Genomic DNA, 17,836 nt, shown 5'->3' with positions numbered 1-17,836 from the left:
GCGGTGACGTCCGCCAGGGGGAAGACGTGATAGTGTAACCAATCGATGCAGCGGACGCATTCCAACCCCCGAATGCCCGCGGCTATCGCCGTGATTGAGTGTGCCGATCAGGCGATGGCGACTCGGCATTCGCACAGAACGACCGGAGACCCCATGACCGACTACGCCCCCCGCAAGCCGCAGGTTCTAGCTCGACGCAGCGTCGCGCGCAGCCGTCTGTTCCACGTCGAAGAGATGGAGCTGCGCTTCGCCAATGGCGCCGAACGCACCTTCGAGCGGCTGGGTGGCACCGGACGCGGCATCGGCGCGGTCATGATCGTGGCCATGCCTGACCCCGAGCACGTGCTGTTGATCCGCGAATACGCCGCTGGCGTCGAAGACTACGCCCTGACCCTGCCCAAGGGGCTGGTGGACCCCGGCGAGGACTTGGTCACCGCCGCCAACCGCGAACTGATGGAGGAATGCGGCTTCGGTGCCCATCGCCTGGAGCCGCTGGTGGAGCTGACCCTGGCACCGAACTACATGCGTCATCGCATGCAGGTGATGCTGGCCACCGACCTTTATCCGCGACGCCTGCCTGGGGACGAGCCGGAGCCGCTGATCGTCGAGACCCATGCCATCGACGAGATCGGCGCCCTGCTGGCGCGGGAAGACTTCCACGAAGCCAGGGCCATCGCGGCCCTGTACATCGCTCGGGACAAGGTGCGCAGCGAAGCCGTCACCCCCACGCTTTGGTAGCGTCCCCTCCTCAACATCGAGGAGGGCATCGCCAGGGACGTCAGCCCTTGGCGTGAAGTCGGCGCGGCAGGCTGCCGCCCTCCTTGAGCTTGACCCAGCGTCCCTGGCGATAGCTGTCGAGGCCCGCCTCGAGCAGGCTCATCACCTCCAGGGCCTCGTCGGCGGTGACCGGCGGGGGCGTGCCACGCAGCAGGGTGCGGGCGACGCCGTCGTAGAAGGCCCGGTAGTCCCCGGGCACGCCCTCGACCTCGTGATGGACGAGGGCCACCTCGTCGCCCTGCCCCTCGTTCAGCGTCAACCGTCCCGGCGAGGAATCGACGCCCCAGGCCGGCTGCGGGCTCTCGCCCTCCTTGAGCCACCCCTCCTGGGGATCGAGGCCATACTTGACGAAGCTGCCCCGGGTGCCGTTCACCCGCAGCCGCGGCGTGGGCTCGGCCACCAGGGTGCTGGCCCTCAGGGTCACCCGAAGCCGCTCGTATTCCAGCACCGCCACGAAATCATCGTCGATCTCGGCGCCATCGCGCAGCGTGGCCAGCTCCAGCAGGATCGCCCGCGGCATGCCGAACAGCGCCCGAGCCTGGTCGAGCAGATGCGGGCCCAGGTCGTACCAGATGCCGCTGCCGGGGCGATGCTGCTCCCGCCAGCGGTCGGGAACCACGGGGCGGAAACGATCAAAGCGAGATTCCACTTCCACGACCCGGCCAAGGCGCTGCTCATCAAGCAGTCCCTTGAGGGTCAGGAAGTCGCTGTCCCAGCGCCGGTTGTGGAAGACGCTGAGCAAGCGCTCGGCGCCATCGGCCTGGGTCTTGAGCTGACGCGCTTCCGCCAGCGACACGGCAAAGGGCTTGTCGAGTACCACGTGCTTGCCCTTGGCCAACGCCGCCTTGGCCAGCGGAAAATGGGTCTCGTTGGGAGTAGCGATCACCACCAGGTCGATGTCCGGATCGGCGAACAGCGTCGCCGCCTTGGCATGCACCGCCACCTCGGGGTAGCGGTCGTGCACCGCGCCGGCGTCGCTCGAGACCACGGCGGAAAGCTCGAGTCCCGGGGCCGCCTGGATCAGGGGCGCGTGAAAGGTCCTGCCGGCCATGCCGAAACCAATCAGGCCGACGTATAGAGTCTGGGTCTTCATACCGCGGCTTCCGTGCTGAGTCGAATCGGAAAATGCAAGCACCCCGGCCGAGGCCGGGGTAGACGGCTCAGTCAAGCTTGGTCAGGTCGCGCACCGCGCCCTTGTCGGCGGAGGTGGCGAGCAACGCATAGGCCTTCAGGGCCGCCGAAACCTTGCGCACGCGCTGGATGCTCGGCTTCCAGGCATCGTGGCCGCGGGCTTCCTCGGCGCGGCGGCGCTCGGCGAGCTCCTCGTCGGAGAGCTTGACGTCGATGGTCCGATTGGGAATGTCGATGCGGATGACGTCGCCGCTCCGCACCAGGCCGATGGCGCCGCCAGCGGCGGCCTCGGGCGAGGCATGGCCGATCGACAGCCCCGAGGTGCCGCCGGAGAAGCGGCCATCGGTGAGCAGAGCGCAGCCCTTGCCCAGGCCCTTCGACTTCAGGTACGAGGTCGGGTAGAGCATCTCCTGCATGCCCGGGCCGCCCTTCGGCCCCTCGTAGCGGATCACCACCACCTCACCTTCGACCACCTTGCCGTCGAGGATGTGCTCCACCGCCTGATCCTGGGACTCCACCACGTGGGCCGGGCCCTCGAAGACCAGGATCGACTCGTCGACGCCGGCGGACTTCACCACGCAGCCATCGAGGGCGATGTTGCCCTTGAGCACGGCCAGCCCCCCCTCCTGCGAGAAGGCATGCGCCAGGTCGCGGATGCAGCCGGTGGCGCGGTCTCCGTCGAGGCTCGGCCAGCGGGCGCTCTGGGAAAACGCGGTCTGGGTGGGGACGCCGCCGGGGCCGGCCTTGTAGAACTCCACCACCTCGGCGCTCGGCGAGCGCATGATGTCCCACTCATCGAGGGCCTCGGCCAGACTGTCACCGTAGACGGTGGGTACCCGGGTATCCAGCACCCCGGCGCGGTCCAGCTCGCCGAGGATCGCCATGATGCCGCCGGCGCGGTGCACGTCCTCGATATGATACTTCTGGGTGTTGGGCGCCACCTTGCACAGCTGCGGCACCTCGCGGGACAGGCGGTCGATATCGTCCATGTCGAAATCGATCTCCGCCTCCTGGGCCGCGGCCAGCAGGTGCAGGATGGTGTTGGTGGAGCCGCCCATGGCGATATCCAGGGTCATGGCGTTCTTGAACGCCGCCTTGGAACCGATGGCGCGCGGCAGCAGGTGCGCCTCGTCGCCCTCGTAATAGCGCTTGGCCAGCTCGACGATGCGATGGCCGGCGGTCTCGAACAGCCGGCGACGGTCGCCATGGGTGGCCAGCAGGGTGCCGTTGCCCGGCAGCGCCAAGCCAAGCGCCTCGGTCAGGCAGTTCATGGAGTTGGCGGTAAACATGCCGGAGCAGCTGCCACAGGTCGGGCAGGCGCTGCGCTCGACCTCGCTCAGGGTCTCGTCGTCCACCGAGTCATCGGCGGCCATGACCATGGCGTCGACCAGGTCGAGGCCGTGGTCGAGCAGCTTGGTCTTGCCGGCCTCCATGGGGCCGCCGGAGACGAAGATCACCGGAATGTTGAGGCGCATGGCGGCCATCAACATGCCAGGGGTGATCTTGTCGCAGTTGGAGATGCACACCAGGGCGTCGGCACAGTGGCCGTTGACCATGTACTCGACGCTGTCGGCGATGATATCGCGGCTCGGCAGCGAGTAGAGCATGCCGTCGTGGCCCATGGCGATGCCGTCGTCCACGGCGATGGTGTTGAACTCCTTGGCCACCCCGCCGGCCTTCTCGATCTCGCGAGCCACCAGCTGGCCCATGTCCTTGAGGTGCACGTGACCGGGCACGAACTGGGTGAAGGAATTGGCCACGGCGATGATCGGCTTGTGGAAATCGTCGTCCTTCATGCCGGTGGCGCGCCACAGGGCGCGTGCGCCGGCCATGTTGCGGCCGGCGGTGGTGGTGCGGGAACGATACTCGGGCATGGTGTCCTCTTGAAATGCTGCCTGCCGCCCATGGCCGCGCGATTACGCGGTCGTCGAATGGATTCGAACGAAGGCCCGGGCGATCTTCGGTGTCCAGTTCTCCGATTCTGTCATGCCCCCGGGCGAGGGGCCAGTGCCTTGCCGCCAAGGGCTTACCGCTCCCGGCGACGCCGGGTCACACCAGTCGCCCCGCCTCGAGCCGGCAGCGACGATCGGCCAGCGCCTCGATGTCGTCACGGTCGTGGCTGACCAGCAGCACCGCCACTCCCGCCGACATCTGGCGACGCACGAGATCCCATAAGCCGCGCCGAGTGGCGTCGTCCAGCCCGGTGAAGGGCTCGTCGAGCAGCAGCAGCGGCGCACCTCGCAGCAGCGCCCTCAGCAGCGCCACTCGCTGGCGCTGGCCTCCGGAGAGCTCGTCGGGCAGTCGGTCGTGGAGCCCCTCGAGACCGACCTCGACCAGCCCCTCGCGAACGCGCGAACGCTGCGCCCGGGAAAGCCTCATGTCCGGGGCCAGGCCAAGCCCCACGTTGAGCCACACCGGCAAGTGGTCGAAGAGGTTGTGGTCCTGGAACACGGTGGTGATCCCGCGTTCCCAGGGTGGCAGCGACAGCAGATCGTGCCCCTGCCAGGTCAGCCGGCCGCCGCCGGGCTCCAGGAAGCCAGCCAGCAGTGCCAGCAGAGTGCTCTTGCCAGCCCCGGATGGCCCCTCGACCGCCAGGCACTCTCCCGGCGCGAGCCCGAACGAGAAACAGAAATCGGGGATCTCGCCGGGATCGCAACGCTCATAGTGAAAACTCACATCATCGCAACGCAGCATATCGCCTCACCATCGTCTCTCCCCCACTCACCGCTCACCGCTCACCGCTCACCGCTCACTACTCACTACTCACTACTCACTACTCACTACTCACTACTCACTACTCACTACTCACTACTCACCACTCACCTCTTACCTCTTCCCATTCTCTCTTCCCCAGCCATAGCGCGGCCGCCGCCGGGTCAACCGATCGAGCACGGCGAACACCAGCATGACCAGAGCAAGCAGCAGCAGCGCCGTGGCCGCTGCCCCTTGCCAGCGGTAGCCGCCCAGCTGCTGGAAAAGCAGCATCGGCAGGGTCGGTGCCGAGGGGCTACCGAACAGGGCGATCACGCTGAAGTCGCCCAGCGACAGCGTCATCGCGTAGGCCAGCGCCAGGGCCAGCGGACGACGCAACCTCGGCCACTGCAGCCAGCGCAGCCGCGCCCAACCGTGCACTCCGAGCTGGTCGGCAAGGCGTCGCTCGGGCGCCGAGAGGCCCGGCAGCGCGCCACGGATCACCTGCATGGCGAAGGGCAGCGCCATGAAGGCGTTGACCAGTACCACCAGGGCGTAGCCCTCCCAGCCACTGCCGAGACGCGGTCGCAGCAGCAGGAACAGCCCCGTGCCGAACACCAGAGCCGGAATCACCAGGATCAGCTGGCCGCCGCCCTCCATGACCGTGGCGGCCAGCGGCCGCCGGGCGTCACGTAGCCACTGGCGTCCGGCGAGCAGCGCCACCGCCAGGGCAAGCGCACCGAGCCCGGCGCCGAGCGCCATGAAAAGGCTTCGCAGGGCCGCAGGCGCCAGGCTTGCGCCCCGCGGCATGTCAGGCAGGCCTAGCACCCCGGCCACCAGCACCGCCGCCAGGGGCGGGAGCAGCAGCGCGGCGAGCCCCGCAAGCCAACAGGCATCGGTGAATCGCGAGACACCCAGGGCGTCGCGTCGCCACCAGCGCCCGGCCGAGCGGCTCGGATGACCGCCCACCGCCAGCCTCGGCGTGCCGCCCCGGGACAGCGCGAGGAGCCACAGCGTCAGGCAGATCGCCAGCTGTGTCAGCGCCAGCAGCGCCGCGAGCGCCAGGTCGTGATCGAACTTCATGGCCTGATAGAGCGCCACTTCCAGGGTCGAGGAAGCGGGGCCGCCGCCCAGGGTCATGACGATGGCGAAGCTGGTGAAGCACAGCGTGAATACCAGGGCGGCGAGCCGCGGCAGCAGCGGCGCCAACCGCGGCCATTCCAGAGCCCGCCACAGCGCACCCCGCGACAGCCCCAGCTGGCCGGCCAGGCGCCACTGCGCGGGCGGCGCCTCTTCGAGCGCCTGCAGCATCAGCCGGGCCGCCAACGGCAGGTTGTAGAACACGTGGGCCAACACGATGCCGGAGAGACCGTATAGGTAGTCGTCGGGTATGCCGCCGAGTCCGTCGCGCAGCGGCGCCAGCCAGCCGCGCCGACCGTGCACGGCGACCAGCCCGAACAGCGCGATCAGGCTGGGGATCACCAGCGACAGCTCCATGGCCCGCAGCAGCAGGCGCCGGCCGAAGAAGCGCGGCCGCCGGGCCAGTGCCAGCGCCACGGGAATCGCCAGGCCGATCGAGAGCAGTGTGGAGAGGCCGGCCTGCCACAGGGTGAAGCGCAGCACGGCGGCCAGCCATGGCTCCTGCCACAGCAGCGCCGGATGCAGCTCGCGGGCCTGCCACAAGAGCGCCCCCAGGCTGCCGAGCCCGAGCCCCGCCACCGCGATCAGCGCCACGATGCCGGCTCCCAGAGGCCAGCGGGAATGCGTGGCCCAGCGGGACGACGCCCTCACTGGGCGAAGGCGTTGCGCCACTCGCGGATCCACTCGCGGCGGTGCGCCTGGACCTCTTCAGGCGTGAAGGTCAGGCTCCTAGGCGCGATCAGCCGGTCGTACACCGCAGGCATATCTTCCCCCAGGTCGATAGCCGGATGCATGACATTGCCCAGCGGGATGTGGCGCTGGAAGTCCGGGGTCAACACGAAGGCCAGGAAGTCGCGGGCGAGCTCGGTCCGCTCGCTGTTCGCCACCGTGGCCGCGGTCTCCACCTGAAGATAGTGCCCCTCCTCGAACTCGGCGGCCTGGTAGCGATCGGTGCCCTCGACGGCCATGTGGTAGGCCGGAGAAGTGGCATAGGAAAGTACCATCGGCGCTTCGCCGTTCATGAACAGCGAGAAATAGGCCTGGCTCCAGCCATTGGTGACGGTCAGCACCCGCTTCTGGAGACGCGTCCAGACCTCCGGGGCCCTCTCGCCGTAGACCTTCTTGATCCACAGCAGCAGCCCAAGGCCGGTGACGCTGGTGCGCGGGTCCTGGAGGATCACCTTGACGTCCTCCGGGGCCTCTAGCAGCGCTTCGAAGCTGTCAGGCGGCTCGCTGAGCTGCTCGGTGTCGTAGACGAAGGCGAAGTGCCCCCAGTCGTAGGGCAGGAAGGTGTCATCGTCCCAGGCGATAGGCAGATCGAGCGCTGACATGTCGACGCCATGGGGCGCCAGCAGGTCCAGCGAGCGGGCTTCGGCCATCAGATTCATGTCCAGCCCTAGCACCACGTCGGCGGCGGTATCCTCGCCCTCCAGTCGCAGCCGCTGGAGGATGTCGACCCCGCCGGGCAACGCCACGAACTCCAGGTCACAGCCGCCGCAGCGGGCCTCGAAGGCCTCCTCGATGCCGGGACCGGGCCCCCATTCGGAGACGAAGGAGTCGTAGGTGTAGACGGTGAGCGTCTCGCCGGCCTGTGCGACACCGGCGACCAGCAGCACCGCCAGCGACGTACCAGCGGCGTAAACCTTGAGAGGCATGAGCATTCCTGTTGTTCGAGAAGTGGTGAATCGGACACGAAAACGCGCCCGCCATTATGCCATCGGCGGGCGCGCGGGGACCGGTTCAGATACCGGATCCGGGGTTTCTTTCAGCTTACCGCTCCGTTGCAGCCGTCACCCGAAGACCACCTTGGCCACATCCCTGTAGCGCACGGCGAAATGCACCGTCATGCCCTCCCGAAGGTAGTCGGGGAGCTCCTCGTAGTCGCGGCGGTTGGCTTCGGGCAGGATCACCTCGAAGATCTCGCTGCGCCGGGCGGCGATGATCTTCTCCCGGATGCCACCCACCGGCAGCACATGGCCGGTCAGGGTCAGCTCGCCGGTCATCGCCAGCGAGCGGTCGATGGGCCGGTGCTTGGCCAGCGACAGCAGTGCCGTGGTCATGGTCACGCCGGCCGAGGGACCGTCCTTGGGTGTGGCACCCTCCGGCACATGAAGGTGCACGAAGGCGGAATCGAAGAAGTCCGGATCGGCGCCGTACTCACCCAGATGGCCCAACACGTAGCTGTAGGCGATGTTGGCCGACTCCTTCATCACGTCGCCGAGCTGGCCGGTGAGCTTGAAGCCGCGGTCCAGGGCGTGCACCTTGCCGGCCTCCACCGACAGGGTCGCCCCCCCCATGGCGGTCCAGGCGAGCCCGGTGACCACGCCTTCGCCCTTCATCACCTGTTCCTTGCGGAACAGCGGCGCACCGAGAAACTCCTCGAGGTTGTTCACCGAGACCTTGACCGTCTGCTGGTCGTTCTCGAGCAGCTTGACCGCCGCCTTGCGCACGATGCGGTGCAGCTGCTTCTCGAGCTGGCGCACCCCGGCCTCGCGGGCGTAGCCCTCGATCACCTGGCGCAGGGCCGCCTCGGTGAGGTTAATGCGCTTCTTGGGAATGCGGTCACGCTCGAGCAGCTTGGGCCACAGATGGTGCTTGGCAATGGCCACCTTCTCCTGGGCGATATAGCCGGAGAGGCGAATCTGCTCCATGCGATCCAGCAGCGCCGGGGGAATCGAGTCCAGGGTGTTGGCAGTGCATACGAACAGCACCTTGGAGAGGTCCAGGCGCACGTCCAGGTAGTGGTCGAGAAAGTCGACGTTCTGCTCCGGGTCGAGCACCTCGAGCAGCGCCGAGGCCGGATCGCCCTGGAACGACTGGCCCATCTTGTCGATCTCGTCGAGCATGATCACCGGATTCTCGACGTCGACCTCCTTGATGGCCTGCACCAGCTTGCCGGGCATGGCACCGACGTAGGTGCGACGGTGGCCCTTGATCTCGGCCTCGTCGCGCATGCCACCCACCGAGAAGCGATAGAACTCGCGGCCCAGGGCCTCGGCGATGGAACGCCCCACCGAGGTCTTGCCGACCCCGGGCGGGCCCACCAGCAGCAGGATCGAGCCGCCCACATCGCCCTTGAAGGTGCCCTCGGCGAGAAACTCGATGATGCGCTCCTTGACGTCCTTGAGGCCATCATGGTCGCGGTCGAGCACCTGCCGGGCATGGCCCAGATCCAACTGGTCGTCGCTGGTGATGCCCCAGGGCAGCGAGGTCAGCCAGTCCAGGTAGTGGCGGGTGGTGCCGTACTCCGGCGAGCCGGTCTCGAGCACCGAGAGCTTCTCGAGCTCATCGTCGATGCGCGCCTGGACCCGCTCGGGGACCGTCTTGTCCTCGAGCCGGGCACGGAAGGTGTCGACGTCGTTCTCGCGATCATCCTTGGCAATCCCCAGCTCGCGCTGGATGATCTTGAGCTGCTCGCGCAGGAAGAACTCCCGCTGGCGCTCCTGCATCTGGGCGTTGACCTGCTCGCTGATCTCGCTCTGCAGCCGAGCGACGTCGATCTCCTTGCGCAGCAGCGGCAGCACCTTCTGCATGCGCTCCATCACCGGCAGCGATTCCAGCACGTCCTGCAGCTCTGGCCCCTTGGCCGAGGTGATGGCGGCGGCGAAGTCGGTGAGCGGGCCCGGCTCATGGGGGCTGAAGCGATTGAGGTAGTGCTTGAGCTCTTCACCGTAGAGCGGGTTGATCGGCAGCAATTCCTTGATGCCGTTGATCAATGCCATGGCGTAGGCGCGAGTCTCCTCGTCCTCGGCATCCACCGGCTCGCGGGGATAGCTGACCTCTACCAGGTAAGGCGGCTCCTTGGAGAGCCAGCGCTGGATGCGGAACCGGCGCATGCCCTGGGCGATAAACTGCAGCTGGGAATCTTCGCCCTGAAGCTTATGCACCTTGACCGCCGTGCCCACCTCGGGGAAATCCTCCTGGCCCAGCTCGTCGACCCCCGCCTCGCCGACGAAGGCCAGCCCGACCATGTGGTGCGGCGTATTGCCGACCCGATGAATGGTTTCCTCCCAGCGCTCGCGGTTGATCACCAGGGGCTGGACCTGGGCGGGAAAGAAGGGGCGATTGTGAATCGGCAGCAGGTAGACCCGTTCCGGCAAGGTATCGCTCGCCGGCACGACCGCATGGCCGGTGCCCTCATCGGGATCGAATCCATCCTCCGTCTCGGTCTCGGCCTGGACCCATTCCAGGTCGTCCTGTTCAAAACGCTGATCGTCTTCGCTCATGCCTACCTCATCCTGAAGGAGCGGGGCACCTCGGCCCGGGATGTCTTCGGGAATGCGGGCGAAACAGCCAAACTTCAAGTCATTGCCAGTGTTCGAGGGCCGGCGGCAGGGGGCGCCCGTTGATCCGAGCCCGCCCGCTGACCACATCGACCTGCAGTTCCCGGGTATCCAGAGGCAGCCCCAGCCACAGCGCGATCACAGGCGGCAGGTCTTGCCACAGGAAGTCGCCGTCGAGACGCTCGCGCCATTCGGCACGCTCCAGCGCCGTATTCAGCGCCAGCGGATCCAGCGACTCGAAGTCGCGGGCATCGAAGACCAACACTCCCTCACCGGTCAGCGACAGCCCCAGCATGGGACTGTCGAGATCCGCATCGAGGATGTCGAGCCGCGGCGAATCAGCCAACAGCGAGCGCAGCACCCGGTTCAACTCGATGGCTGAATCCTTGCCATCCTCCGCGATGTGGCCGTGAGCGGTCTCCCGGCGCAGGATCGCCAGCAGGCGGCGCAGGGCATCGGCATCGAGCCGCGAAAGTTCGGCGACCACGCCTCCCGAGAGCAATACCTCGTCTGCCGAGTGGATCTCGCCGAGGTCCAGCTTGCCCTTGAGACGCAGCTCCTCGGCATCCAGCACGGTGCGGGTCTGCAAGACGATCTGGGCTGCGTCGAAGGCCAGCTCCGGCGATCGCCAGGCCAGGTCCTGTATACGCAGCCGATCATTCTGATTGAAGTGGAGGGCAGGCTGGGTATAAGCGTAGCGGCTCTCCAGCACGACCGGCCCGGCCTTCAGGCTCGTTTCGCCATCGTCCAGCCGTACGGCCGACAGACGCGCCCGCAGCTGCCAGTCACCGATGCCGCCGTGAATGGCGACGCGCCCCCCCTGCAGGGTGAGGGTTCGCCCCTGCTGGTGAAAGACGATCGGCGCGAGTTCCAGCGTCGCGTCCAGCGTCTCGGTATAGGGGCTGAAGCGGGCATTCCACTCCGGCGGGGCGATCCGGGCATCGCCGAGCGCGGCCTCGCCAGATTCGGGCGCATGTGGCCGCAAAGTGCCGTCCAGCGCGGTGCTCAGCACACCGTGCCGGGCTCGATAGACGAGATCGAGATGCCAGGCATCGCCGAACAGCGGCGACAGGTGAAGAACACCATGAGAGGTCAGCCAGCCATGCTCGACGTCGCTGCGCCGAACCGTCAGTTCTCCTCGCAGCTGGAGTTCCTTGACGGCCCGGGCGAGCTGGCGCTCGAACAGCAGGCCGGACAGCGTCTGGGCCACCGCCCAGGCAAGCGCCAGCACTGCCAGCACCGGCACGATCAAGCGCTCCTTGCGCATCGTTCACTCCTTGTCACCGTTCCGCCCGCAACGGACGGCATGCCGGCCTCAGTGCAGCCAGAACCAAAGGTGCATCGTACACCAGGCATAGGCGCTGGCCAGGACGTCGTCGATCATGATACCGAAGCCACCGGCGACTCGGCGGTCGGCCCAACGGATCGGCCAGGGCTTGAAGACATCGAAGATCCGGAAGGCCACGAAGCCCCACAGCGCGGCCTCCCAGGAGAACGGCACCGCGGTCATGGTCAGCCAGTAGCCGACGAACTCGTCCCAGACGATGCCGGAGTGATCATGGACCCCCAGGTCGCGGGAGCTCTTTTCACACAGCCAGATGCCCCACACGAAGGTGATGGCCACCACCAGCAGATACCAGCCAAGCGGCAGCTCCGACATCAACCAGTAGAAGGGAATGGCCGCCAGGGTGCCGAAGGTACCCGGGGCGAAGGGAACGGCACCGCTGCCGAAGCCGAAGGCAAGAAAGTGGACCGGCCGATGCCAGACGCTCTGGGGGGCACGGTTCATGGCGTGTCTCCTGAGAAATGCTGCCAGCCCGCCACGCCCAGCTCAACTACCCCGGTGATGCCTGGGGTGGCGGTGACGCGACCGATCGCGGTCAGCGCCACACCGTCGGCGGCCAGACGCTCGCGGGCCGGCGCGAGACACTCGGCCGGCAGCGTCACCAGCAGTTCGTAGTCGTCGCCGCCGCTCAGGGCGGCACGCCGGGCGTCCGAATCGCCAAGCGCCGCCGCGAGCCCCTCGGCCAGCGGCAGCGTCTCGGGGCTCAAGGCCGCGCCCACGCCGGAAGCCTCGCAGAGATGCCCCAGGTCGGCCAACAGGCCATCCGAGACGTCGATCGCCGCACTGGCCAGCTCGCGCAGCGCCACGCCAGCCGCAAGCCGGGGCTCGGGCGTGAGGTAGCGGCGCAGCAAGGGATCATCACGGTCACGCCGCCCTGTCTGCCAGCGTGCTAGGCCACCCGCACCGCCGCCGAGGGCACCGGTGACCGCCACCACCTCGCCGGGCCGAGCGCCGCGACGGGTCAGGGCCTGTCCCTCGGGGACCTCGCCGATCACCGTCACGCCCACCGCCAATTCGCCGCGGGTGACGTCACCGCCGGCCAGGACGACGCCGCAGGCCTCGCACAGGGCATGGAAGCCCGCTGCGAAGTCGGCCACCCAAGCCTCGTCGGCCGTGGGCAGGGTCAGCGACATCAGGCACCAGCGTGCCCTGGCCCCCATGGCGGCCAGGTCGCTCAGGCTGACCGCCAGCGCCCGGTGGCCGATGGCCGCCGCCGGCGCATCGGCGGGAAAGTGGACGTCGGCCACCGAGGTGTCGACGCTCATCGCCAGCCGCATGCCCGGCGTGGGCACCAGCAAGGCACAGTCGTCGCCAACCCCGAGTGCGACGCCGGCGGCGTCCGCAGCTGGCGTCGGGGCAAGATAGCGGGCGATCAGCTCGAATTCGCTGTGCATCCGATAAAGGCCTTCAGCGACGGCGCGCAGAGACCTCGGCGCCGCGCAGTCGGGCGGCGAGCTTGTCGAGGATGCCGTTGACGTACTTGTGCCCTTCGGTGGCACCGAAGGACTTGGCCAGTTCGACGCCCTCGTTGATCACCGCGCGATAGGGCACCTCGGGGCGCTTGGCGAGCTCATAGGCGCCCAGGCGCAGGATGGACAGTTCGATGAGGTCGAGATCCTCCAGGCGACGGTCGAGCAGCGGCGCGATGGCGGTGTCCATCTCGCGGCGATGGCGGGCCACCTCATGCAGCAGCTGATGGAAAAGCGCCAGGTCGGCGATCCCCATGACCTTGTGCCAGTTCTCGTGGTCCTCCAGGTCATCGTCGGCCACCTGGCTGCGGAACTCGGCCTCCACGGCGCTGATGGACTTGCCAGTCAGCTGCCACTGGTAGAGCCCCTGGATGGCCAGCTCCCGGGCCGCGTGGCGGGCCAGCTGGGACTTGGACGGTGCGCGTCGCTGCTCGCTCATTGCGTCTCCTCCCCGCCGTCGTCGAAGCGACGCAGCAGCGAGACCATCTCCATGGCCGCCATGGCCGCCTCGGTGCCCTTGTTGCCGGCCTTGGTACCGGCCCGCTCGATGGCCTGCTCGATGGAGTTGACGGTCAGCACGCCGTTGGCCACGGGGGTGTCGAACTCCAGCTGCAGACGACTCATGGCCGAGTTGCACTCGCCGGCCACGTACTCGAAGTGCGGCGTGCCGCCGCGGATCACCGCGCCCAGGGCGATGACCGCCTCGGGGCGGGCGACCTGGAGCACGCGCTTGATGGCCAGCGGCAGCTCCCAGGCACCGGGGGTGTGGACGATGTCGATGTTGTCCTCGTCCACGCCATGGCGCACCAGGCTATCCACGGCGCCCTCGACCAGGCTGTCCACCACATGATGATTGAAGCGGCCCACTACGATCACGTAGCGGCCATCGACGTCGACGAAACTGCCTTCGACTTGGGAAATCGGTTGCATGGTCTCTTTCCTGCTGAACCCGATGAAACGGAATCGCCGAGCGCGCGCTATCGGCGCCTCGGCGAGATGTCGGTAGGAGCGTCAGGCGCCGTCGTCGCCCTCGGCAGCCGGCGGCTGGCCAGGCTCGAGCCGCTCGACCACTTCCAGGTCAAAGCCGGAGAGCGCCGAGAATCTCCAGGGCGAACTGAGCAAACGCATGCGGCCTACGCCCAGGTCACGCAGGATCTGCGAGCCGGTGCCGATGGTCAGGTAGTTGCCGGCGCCGTCGGAATCGGTGGTGCGCGGCGGCCGGCGGCGCTCCAGGAAGACGTCGAGAAGGTCGCGGAGATCCTGGCGCGAGCGGCCGTCGTCGAGCAGCACGAACACGCCCTGATCGGCGCGTGCGATCTCGGCGATGGCCTCATGGGCGGTCCAGCTATCATGCTCGCCCTTCTGCAGCGACAGCAGGTCGCGCATCACGTTGGTCAGGTGAACCCGCACCGTGGTCAAGGCCTCCGGGTGGGGATGCCCCTTGACCAGCGCCAGGTGATGGGCGCCCTGAATGCGATCGCGGAAGACGTGCAGGGTCAGCTCGCCGTGGGGCGTCTGCACCGGCATCGACTCCAGCGACTCGACGGTCTGCTCGTTGTGGATGCGATAGTGGATCAGGTCGGCGATGGTGCCCATCTTCAGGCCATGCTCGCGGGCGAAAGCCTCGAGCTCCGGACGCCGCGCCATGCTGCCGTCGTCGCTCATCACTTCGCAGATCACGCCGCTGGGGTCCAGGCCGGCCAGGGCCGACAGGTCGCAGGCCGCCTCGGTATGGCCGGCACGCCGCAGCACGCCACCGGGCTCGGCCATCAGCGGAAAGATGTGGCCAGGCTGAACGATATCGGCGGCCTGGGCGTCACGCGCCACCGCCGCCTGGACGGTACGCGCCCGATCGGCGGCGGAAATCCCGGTGGTCACGCCCTCGGCGGCCTCGATCGACAGCGTGAACTTGGTGCCGAAACCGGAGCCATTGTCGCGCACCATCAGCGGCAGCTGCAGGCGTTCGCAGCGCTCGCGGGTCATCGGCAGGCAGATCAGGCCCCGAGCGTGGCGGGCCATGAAGTTGATGTGCTCGGCCTCCACCTTCTCGGCAGCCATGATGATGTCGCCTTCGTTCTCGCGATCCTCGTCGTCCATCAGGATCACCATCCGCCCCTGGCGGATGTCTTCGATCAGTTCGGCGATGGGGGCCAGGCCCCCGGAGGAGGAGTGCTCCATGGAATCTCCACTGAGTCTGCTGCGGTCGTCGCGAGGCAACGACATCGTCGTCGCCGCCGGGCGTCGCCCGCCTCGAAACCGCGTCAGGGTACCGTGGCACGGCCTCGGGCGCCAGTTTGACGTTCAAGCTTCGGCGAGACTTCACGGGCTGCGGGCTGCGGGCTGCGGGCTGCGGGCTGCGGGCTGCGGGCTGCGGGCTGCGGGCTGCGGGCTGCGGGCTGCGGGCTGCGGGCTGCGGGTAGTCTCCGTCGCATCGCGCTTGCTGCAATCCGCTCGATGCGCGTGGCTCGCGGCCCACGCACCCCGAGCGCCTACCGCGGGCGTGCGGTGATTCGCCAGTCCCCGCCCACGGCGCGAATGTCGAGGATCTCCAGCGGCTTCTGCTCGGCCATGGTCTCGAGGCCCGGCAGGGCGAACAGCGGCCGCGCCTCGCCGCCAAGCAGTGTCGGGGCAACGAACAGCTGCATCTCGTCGACCAGGCCGACATCCAGCATGGCCCCGGCCAGCGTCGCACCGGTCTCCAGCAGCGCCTCGTTGGCATCTTCGCGTTCGGCCAGGTAAGCGAGCAGGGCCGCCAGGTCGACGCGTCCACCGCTGCCGGCGGGCAACGCCAGCACCTCGGCACCGGCGGCCTCCAGCCGCTGACGGCGCTCTTCGTCGTGCCCCTCGACGGTGGCCACCAGGGTGCGCCCCGGCTCACGCAGGCAGGCCGCCGCCTCGGGCAGGCGCAGCTGGGAATCCACTACCACGCGCAGCGGCTGACGGGCAGCAATGCACTCCGCGTCGGGCAGCTCGAGCTGCTCGGCGCGCACGGTGAGCCGCGAGTTGTCGAAGATCACCGACTCGACGCCGGTGATGACTGCGCTGGAGCGGGCTCGCAGCCGCTGCACCTCACAGCGCGCCCGGGGACCGGTGATCCACTGGGACTCGCCGGAACGCATGGCCGTGCGACCGTCGAGGCTCATCGCCATCTTGAGCCGCACGAAGGGGCGCCCCCGGGCCATGCGCGATACGAAGCCGGGATTCAGGGCAAGCGCCTGTTCCTCGAGCAGGCCGACCTCGACCTCGATGCCGGCTGCGCGCAGCAGGGCGATGCCCCGGCCCGCCACCAGGGGATTGGGATCGCGCATAGCGATCACCACCCTGGCAACACCGGCCTTGGCCAACGCCTCGGCACAGGGGCCGGTGCGACCATGATGGGAACAGGGCTCGAGAGTGACGTAGGCAGTGGCTCCGCGAGCAGCCTCGCCGGCGGCGCGCAGGGCATGAACCTCGGCGTGCGGCTCGCCGGCTCGATGGTGCCAACCCTCCCCTACCTGGCGACCATCCTTGACCAGCACGCAGCCGACCCGAGGGTTGGGATCGGTGGTATAGAGGCCGCGACGCGCCAGCACCAGGGCTCGGGCCATCCAGCTCTCGGGGTAGCGGGTTACAGTGGTCATGGCTTGCGAGGCTCGTCAGGATGAAAGCTCGGTTCCTGGGCCAGGCGATCGATCTCGGCGCGGAACTCGTCGATGTCCTGGAAACGGCGATACACCGAGGCAAAGCGTATGTAGGCTACCTGGTCGAGACGCTTGAGGGCATGCATCACCTCTTCGCCGACGTCCCGCGCCTGGATTTCCCGTTCGCCTCGGGCCCGCAGAGTCTGGCGTATGCGCTCCACTGCCGCCTCGATCGACTCTGAGCTCACCGGACGCTTCTCCAGGGCACGCAGCATGCCGGCACGCAGCTTGGCCTCATCGAACAGCTCCCGGGAGCCGTCGCCCTTGATCACCCGAGGCATCACCAACTCGGCGGTCTCATAGGTAGTGAAGCGTTCGCCGCAGGCCGCGCACTGGCGCCGCCGCCGCACCTGGTCGCCGTCGGCAACCAGGCGGGAGTCGGTCACGCGGGTGTCGTTGGCGCCGCAGAAGGGACAGTGCATAGGCAGGAATCCGGGATCGGGGAAAGACGATGTTGCCGCATTGTAACGGTTTTGGCCCCCGGGCGCCCAGCGAACCCCATGGCCGCCGCGTTGTCATCATGGGGCCCAATCATTCAAGGAGGATCGTCATGCCCGCCCTGCCCCGCGCCCTGCTGCCCGCCTACCTGCTGGTGCCACTCGCCGTCTCTGCCGAGGAGCTTCCCGCCCCCTTGCAGGCCCTCGAGGCCCAGGGACTCGACATGCACGGCCGCTTCGAGGCCCCCGGCGGCCTGACCGGCTATGCCGCCAGCGCCCAGGGGCAGCCGATGACGGTCTTCGTTACCGCCGACGGCGAGCATGCCGTAATCGGCAACCTGGTGGACGCCGAAGGCCAGAATCTCTCGCAGGCGCCGCTGGATCGCCTGGTGCGCGCGCCCAAGGACGCCGAGGCCTGGGGCGATCTGGAACAGAGCGCCTGGATCGCCGACGGCGCCTCGGGCGCCGAACGCATCGTCTACGTGTTCACCGATCCCAACTGCCCCTACTGCCGCCAGTTCTGGCAGGCCGCCCGCCCCTGGGTAGAGGCCGGCAAGGTTCAGCTGCGCCACGTCATGGTCGGCATCCTCGCCGCCGAGAGCCCGCGCCAGGCGGTCTCACTACTGGCCGACGACGACCCCGCCGCGGCGCTGGCCGCCCACGAGCGCGGAGACCCGGTCGAGGTCCTCGACGCCCTGCCCCGCTCCCTGGAACTGGCCTTACAGGAGAACCACAACCTGATGGATGGCCTCGGCCTGGTCGCCACCCCGGGCATCGTCTATCGCCAGGACGGCGGCCGGCTGAAGACCGCCCAAGGCATGCCCCAGGAGGACAGGCTGGCCGAGATCCTCGGGCCTCGCCCCTGATCACGACACGGCCGAGC

The 17,836-nt window shown here is 68.2% G+C and carries 16 protein-coding genes; 2 read left to right on the top strand and 14 right to left on the bottom strand.

Going from position 1 to position 17,836, the window contains the following annotated elements; translation table 11 throughout:
- Window positions 1–153 precede the first annotated feature (153 nt).
- A complete protein-coding gene (gene nudE, locus ACGTN6_RS07875; RefSeq protein ID WP_394590814.1) occupies window positions 154–738 on the top strand; it encodes an ADP compounds hydrolase NudE in 585 nt (194 codons plus the stop codon).
- 40 nt (window positions 739–778) lie between these two features.
- On the opposite strand, the gene ACGTN6_RS07870 is transcribed toward nudE, so the two are convergent.
- The 14 genes from ACGTN6_RS07870 to nrdR all read right to left on the bottom strand — a co-directional run bounded on the left by ACGTN6_RS07870 (window position 779) and on the right by nrdR (window position 16,938).
- The gene (locus tag ACGTN6_RS07870; RefSeq protein WP_394590813.1) at window positions 779–1,870 is read right to left on the bottom strand and encodes an oxidoreductase; all 1,092 of its coding nucleotides are present in this window, start codon (window positions 1,868–1,870) and stop codon (window positions 779–781) included.
- A gap of 67 nt (window positions 1,871–1,937) precedes the next feature.
- Window positions 1,938–3,782 carry a dihydroxy-acid dehydratase gene (ilvD, locus tag ACGTN6_RS07865; RefSeq protein WP_394590812.1) on the bottom strand — a complete coding sequence of 615 codons (1,845 nt, stop codon included), beginning with the start codon at window positions 3,780–3,782 and terminating at the stop codon, window positions 1,938–1,940.
- A 175-nt stretch (window positions 3,783–3,957) separates the two neighbouring features.
- Complete coding sequence (locus ACGTN6_RS07860) at window positions 3,958–4,602, bottom strand: ATP-binding cassette domain-containing protein (RefSeq protein WP_394590811.1); 645 nt, start codon at window positions 4,600–4,602, stop codon at window positions 3,958–3,960.
- A 132-nt stretch (window positions 4,603–4,734) separates the two neighbouring features.
- Complete coding sequence (gene thiP / locus ACGTN6_RS07855) at window positions 4,735–6,333, bottom strand: thiamine/thiamine pyrophosphate ABC transporter permease (RefSeq protein WP_394590810.1); 1,599 nt, start codon at window positions 6,331–6,333, stop codon at window positions 4,735–4,737.
- A gap of 53 nt (window positions 6,334–6,386) precedes the next feature.
- A complete protein-coding gene (gene thiB, locus ACGTN6_RS07850; protein WP_394590809.1) occupies window positions 6,387–7,394 on the bottom strand; it encodes a thiamine ABC transporter substrate binding subunit in 1,008 nt (335 codons plus the stop codon).
- Window positions 7,395–7,529: 135 nt separating this feature from the next.
- The gene (lon, locus tag ACGTN6_RS07845; protein ID WP_394590808.1) at window positions 7,530–9,965 is read right to left on the bottom strand and encodes an endopeptidase La; all 2,436 of its coding nucleotides are present in this window, start codon (window positions 9,963–9,965) and stop codon (window positions 7,530–7,532) included.
- A gap of 79 nt (window positions 9,966–10,044) precedes the next feature.
- Window positions 10,045–11,289 (bottom strand): DUF945 family protein, encoded by a 1,245-nt coding sequence (locus ACGTN6_RS07840; protein WP_394590807.1) that lies wholly within the window; start codon window positions 11,287–11,289, stop codon window positions 10,045–10,047.
- Between the two features lie 48 nt (window positions 11,290–11,337).
- Window positions 11,338–11,811, bottom strand: a complete 474-nt coding sequence (locus ACGTN6_RS07835; RefSeq protein ID WP_183389650.1) for a phosphatidylglycerophosphatase A family protein — start codon at window positions 11,809–11,811, stop codon at window positions 11,338–11,340.
- On the bottom strand, window positions 11,808–12,761 hold the full coding sequence (thiL, locus tag ACGTN6_RS07830) for a thiamine-phosphate kinase (protein WP_394590806.1): 954 nt from the start codon (window positions 12,759–12,761) through the stop codon (window positions 11,808–11,810). The genes ACGTN6_RS07835 and thiL overlap by 4 nt, the downstream gene beginning before the upstream one ends.
- A 13-nt stretch (window positions 12,762–12,774) precedes the next feature.
- Window positions 12,775–13,275, bottom strand: a complete 501-nt coding sequence (gene nusB, locus ACGTN6_RS07825) for a transcription antitermination factor NusB (protein ID WP_394590805.1) — start codon at window positions 13,273–13,275, stop codon at window positions 12,775–12,777.
- Window positions 13,272–13,766 (bottom strand): 6,7-dimethyl-8-ribityllumazine synthase, encoded by a 495-nt coding sequence (gene ribH, locus ACGTN6_RS07820; protein WP_394590803.1) that lies wholly within the window; start codon window positions 13,764–13,766, stop codon window positions 13,272–13,274. The genes nusB and ribH overlap by 4 nt, the downstream gene beginning before the upstream one ends.
- Window positions 13,767–13,847: 81 nt before the next feature.
- A complete protein-coding gene (gene ribBA, locus ACGTN6_RS07815) occupies window positions 13,848–15,014 on the bottom strand; it encodes a bifunctional 3,4-dihydroxy-2-butanone-4-phosphate synthase/GTP cyclohydrolase II (protein ID WP_394590802.1) in 1,167 nt (388 codons plus the stop codon).
- 311 nt (window positions 15,015–15,325) lie between these two features.
- Window positions 15,326–16,456 carry a bifunctional diaminohydroxyphosphoribosylaminopyrimidine deaminase/5-amino-6-(5-phosphoribosylamino)uracil reductase RibD gene (gene ribD / locus ACGTN6_RS07810; protein ID WP_394590801.1) on the bottom strand — a complete coding sequence of 377 codons (1,131 nt, stop codon included), beginning with the start codon at window positions 16,454–16,456 and terminating at the stop codon, window positions 15,326–15,328.
- On the bottom strand, window positions 16,453–16,938 hold the full coding sequence (gene nrdR / locus ACGTN6_RS07805) for a transcriptional regulator NrdR (RefSeq protein ID WP_394590800.1): 486 nt from the start codon (window positions 16,936–16,938) through the stop codon (window positions 16,453–16,455). Before nrdR ends, ribD begins: the two co-directional genes overlap by 4 nt.
- A gap of 128 nt (window positions 16,939–17,066) precedes the next feature.
- On the opposite strand from nrdR, the gene dsbG reads away from it, so the two are divergent.
- On the top strand, window positions 17,067–17,819 hold the full coding sequence (gene dsbG, locus ACGTN6_RS07800; protein ID WP_394590798.1) for a thiol:disulfide interchange protein DsbG: 753 nt from the start codon (window positions 17,067–17,069) through the stop codon (window positions 17,817–17,819).
- The last annotated feature ends 17 nt before the right edge of the window (window positions 17,820–17,836 follow it).

Source organism: Halomonas sp. B23F22_20, assembly GCF_043496985.1.
Taxonomy (GTDB): domain Bacteria; phylum Pseudomonadota; class Gammaproteobacteria; order Pseudomonadales; family Halomonadaceae; genus Halomonas.
This window is presented reverse-complemented; position numbering and strand designations above follow the sequence as displayed.